At 65.3% G+C, this 3,750-nt stretch carries 4 protein-coding genes; all 4 read left to right on the forward strand.

What is annotated here, in order from left to right; all coding sequences use genetic code 11:
• Positions 1 to 63 precede the first annotated feature (63 nt).
• Positions 64 to 1,506 (forward strand): RsmB/NOP family class I SAM-dependent RNA methyltransferase, encoded by a 1,443-nt coding sequence (locus QM600_RS29095; RefSeq protein WP_283265224.1) that lies wholly within the window; start codon positions 64 to 66, stop codon positions 1,504 to 1,506.
• Positions 1,507 to 1,593: 87 nt separating this feature from the next.
• Positions 1,594 to 1,941, forward strand: a complete 348-nt coding sequence (locus tag QM600_RS29100; RefSeq protein ID WP_283265226.1) for an MmcQ/YjbR family DNA-binding protein — start codon at positions 1,594 to 1,596, stop codon at positions 1,939 to 1,941.
• Between the two features lie 63 nt (positions 1,942 to 2,004).
• Positions 2,005 to 2,688 (forward strand): ribulose-phosphate 3-epimerase, encoded by a 684-nt coding sequence (gene rpe / locus QM600_RS29105; protein WP_283265227.1) that lies wholly within the window; start codon positions 2,005 to 2,007, stop codon positions 2,686 to 2,688.
• Between the two features lie 11 nt (positions 2,689 to 2,699).
• Positions 2,700 to 3,750, forward strand: a 1,051-nt coding sequence (ribD, locus tag QM600_RS29110; RefSeq protein ID WP_283265228.1) for a bifunctional diaminohydroxyphosphoribosylaminopyrimidine deaminase/5-amino-6-(5-phosphoribosylamino)uracil reductase RibD, incomplete at its 3' end; no start/stop codon positions are given.

The raw sequence follows: 3,750 nt of genomic DNA on the forward strand, positions 1-3,750 counted from the left end.
GAAATTGATGTCGGCAGGGGACTGGGCACGCGGTGCCCGACTCGACGCGGAGGTAAAGGCAGCATGACCGAATCACGACGACCAGCACGTGCGGCGCAAGGCCCGGGCGGCAAGCGCAACGGGTCCCGGAACAACAAGCCCAAGCAGGTTGAGCGGCCCGATCCGACGGCTGGCCTCGACAAGCCGCGTTTGGCCGCACTCGACGTTCTGCGCGCAGTTCGTGAGCGCGACGCCTACGCCAACCTCGTTTTGCCCGGCCTTTTGCGTGACCGCAAGCTGGACTCGCGCGATGCTGCATTGGCCACGGAATTGGCGTACGGTGCGGCCCGCGCCCAGGGACTTCTCGACGCCGTGATCGTGCATGCGTCCGGCCGGCCCGTCGAGGAAATCGACGGCAACCTTCTCGACGTGCTTCGTCTGGGCTCGTACCAATTGCTCCGCACCCGCGTCGCTCCGCACGCAGCCGTTGCGACGTCCGTGGATCTCGCTCGGGCCGAATCAGGCCAGGGCCGGGCAGGATTCGTCAATGCCGTGCTTCGTCGTGTGTCCGAGCGTACGCAGGACGAGTGGGTGGAATTGCTGGCGCCGAAGGATCCGATCGGGCACCTCGCATTCGAGCACGCGCACCCGATGTGGATCGCGCAGGTTTTCGCTGATTCGCTCGGCGCAGCGGCCGGCGAGCTCGAAGACGTACTGATCGCGGACGACGCCCGTCCGGCTGTGCACCTCGTTGCGCGTCCCGGTGAAATCTCGGCCGAAGAACTCGCACTGGTCACCGGCGGCGAGATGGGCCCCTACTCGCCGTACGCCGTCCACCTCGACGGCGGCGACCCCGGACAGCTCGACGCTGTCCGTCAGGGACTGGCCGGCGTGCAGGACGAAGGCAGCCAGTTGGTCGCCCGCGCCCTCACGCTCGCCCCGCTCGAAGGTGACGACGCCGGCCGCTGGCTGGACCTCTGTGCCGGCCCCGGCGGCAAGGCTGCGCTTCTGGGCGCTCTTGCCGGTATCGAAGGTGGACGCCTCGACGCCGTTGAACCGGTTCCGCACCGTGCCGAGCTGATCCGCAAGACCACACGCGAGCTTCCCGTCGACGTTCACGTGGCCGACGGCCGCGAATCGGGCCTCGAGCCCGGATACGACCGCATCCTCGTCGACGCACCCTGCACCGGACTGGGCGCACTGCGTCGTCGCCCGGAATCACGGTGGCGTCGTCAGCCGTCGGACGTGGCTCCGCTGGCGAAGCTGCAGCGCGAATTGCTTGCAGCGGCAATCGAATTGGTTCGTCCCGGCGGTGTGGTGCTGTACTCCACCTGCTCGCCGCACCTGACGGAGACTCTCGCAGTGGTCGCTGATGCCGTACGACGCCACGGCGTTGTCGAACTCGACACCAAGGAACTGGTTCCCGGAGTTCCGAACGTCGGCGACGGCAATTCTGTTCAGCTGTGGCCGCACCGCCACGGTACGGACGCGATGTTCATGGCGGCGTTGCGCAAGCCGTTGAGCTAACGCCCTGTGCGCCGTTTCGGTAGTTGGGCCTACCAAAACGGCGCACAGGGGTTTGATTCCCGACACAAGAGTCGTATGGTTCCCTCCATGGTTACGTGGGAACAGGTTGTTGTACTTGGGTCGAAGCTTCCTTGTGTAGAGGAATCGACCTCGTACAACACCCCGGCACTCAAGGTGGCAGGCAAGACTTTTGTTCGCCTGCGCGCCGAAGCCGAAGGCGCATTGGTAGTGATGTGTGGTCTGGACGAAAAAGAGGCGTTACTCGCCAGTGGTCAAGCACCGTTTTTCACCACCGACCACTATCACGGCCACGGTTCGATCCTGGTTCATCTCGAACTGATCGACGAGGTTCAGCTGTCCGAGATGCTCGAGGACGCGTGGCGGATCAAGGCCCCGGGCAAGGTTCGCAAGCTTCGCGCAGCAGTCAATCACTGACTCTCGTCTTCGCCGCCGACGTGCGTGCACAGGGGGAGTGGCGTCACCGCTAAACTCGGGCACGTGGCTTCCCCGATGATCGCACCGTCCATTCTGTCCGCAGATTTTGCTCGCCTAGCCGATGAAGCGGCCGCTGTTGCCGGCTCCGACTGGCTTCACGTCGACGTGATGGACGCGCACTTTGTTCCGAACCTGACGCTGGGTCTCCCGGTCGTCGAGAGCCTGCTCAAGGCGACGGATATTCCGCTCGACTGCCACCTTATGATCGACAACCCAGAGCGCTGGGCGCCGCCGTACGCCGAGGCCGGTGCGTACAACGTCACGTTCCACGCCGAAGCTACCGACGATCCGCGTTCGGTTGCCCGCGATATCCGCGCCGCCGGCGCCAAGGCCGGATTGAGCATCAAGCCCGGCACCCCGATCGACCCGTACCTCGAAATCCTCAAGGACTTCGACACACTCCTGATCATGAGCGTCGAGCCCGGTTTCGGCGGTCAGTCCTTCATGCCACAGGTACTCGACAAGGCGCGGACAATCCGTAAGCTCGTCGATTCCGGTGAGCTCACGTTGCTCGTCGAGATCGACGGTGGCATCAACGCGTCGACCATCGAGCAGGCAGCGGAAGCGGGTATCGACTGCTTCGTCGCCGGTTCCGCGGTGTACGGCGCCAGCGATCCGGGTGAAGCTGTGCGCAAGCTCCGTGCGCAGGCAGCATTGGCGTCGCACCACCTGACCCTGTCGGTCTGAGAAACACACCGATGGCAAAAGGTACCCAGGCATCGAGCGCTGACCTCGACGCCGCGATGCAGATCGCTCTGGCCGCAGCAGATTCCGCACGCGGATTCACCAGCCCCAATCCGCCCGTAGGTGCTGTGATTCTGGCGGCCGACGGGACCATTGCCGGCGTCGGGATGACGCAGCCGCCCGGCGGTCCGCATGCCGAAATCGTGGCCTTGACCGAAGCCGGTACTGCCGCGCGCGGTGGTACTGCCGTCGTCACCCTCGAACCTTGCAACCACCAAGGGCGGACCGGGCCCTGCTCGCAGGCGTTGATCGACGCCGGTATCTCGGCCGTGGTCTATGCCGTCGGCGATCCCAATCCTGAAGCGTCCGGCGGCGCGGCGACGCTGATGCGAGCGGGCATCTCCGTCACGTCAGGATTGCGTGAGGCCGAGGTTGAAGCCGGCCCGCTGCGGGCGTGGCTGCACAAACAGCGCACCGGTCGTCCGCACATCACCTGGAAGTACGCGGCCAGTCTCGACGGTCGCAGTGCCGCGCAGGATGGGACCAGTCAGTGGATCACCGGTCCGGCGGCACGCGCCCGGGTGCATGCACAGCGCGCGCAGATCGACGCAATCATCGTTGGCACCGGCACTGTTTTTGCGGACGATCCGTGGTTGACGGCGCGTCAACCCAACGGAGAATTGGCGGCCCACCAGCCCGTGCGAGTGGTGGTCGGAAAGCGTGAAATCCCCTCGACCGCAGCCATTCTCGACGAGACTGCGCCCACCCTCCTGCTGAACACCGACAACATCGACGAGGTTGTCGAAGCACTCGGCGAGTACACGGACGTATTGCTCGAAGGCGGCCCGCGCCTGGCCGGCGCTTTCCTCGCGGCCGGGTACGTCGACGTCATCGAGGCATACATCGCACCGATCCTGCTGGGCGCCGGCGCTTCGGCGCTGGTCGACGCCGGAGTACACACCATTGCCGACGCGCGCCGATTCCGCCTGGAGTCCGCGGTAACGATCGGTCCCGATATTTTGTTGAGTCTGGTTCCGGAGAGTTCTGCTCCGGGGAACGAGGAGT

Origin of the sequence: Rhodococcus sp. IEGM 1379 (assembly GCF_030056815.1) — a bacterium.
GTDB lineage: Bacteria > Actinomycetota > Actinomycetes > Mycobacteriales > Mycobacteriaceae > Rhodococcus_F.

Excerpts from the sequence above, each read along its gene's own strand:
- QM600_RS29100 (WP_283265226.1), top strand. The coding sequence starts at position 1,594 with ATGGTTACGTGGGAACAGGTTGTTGTACTTGGGTCGAAGCTTCCTTGT.
- QM600_RS29095 (WP_283265224.1), top strand. The coding sequence starts at position 64 with ATGACCGAATCACGACGACCAGCACGTGCGGCGCAAGGCCCGGGCGGC.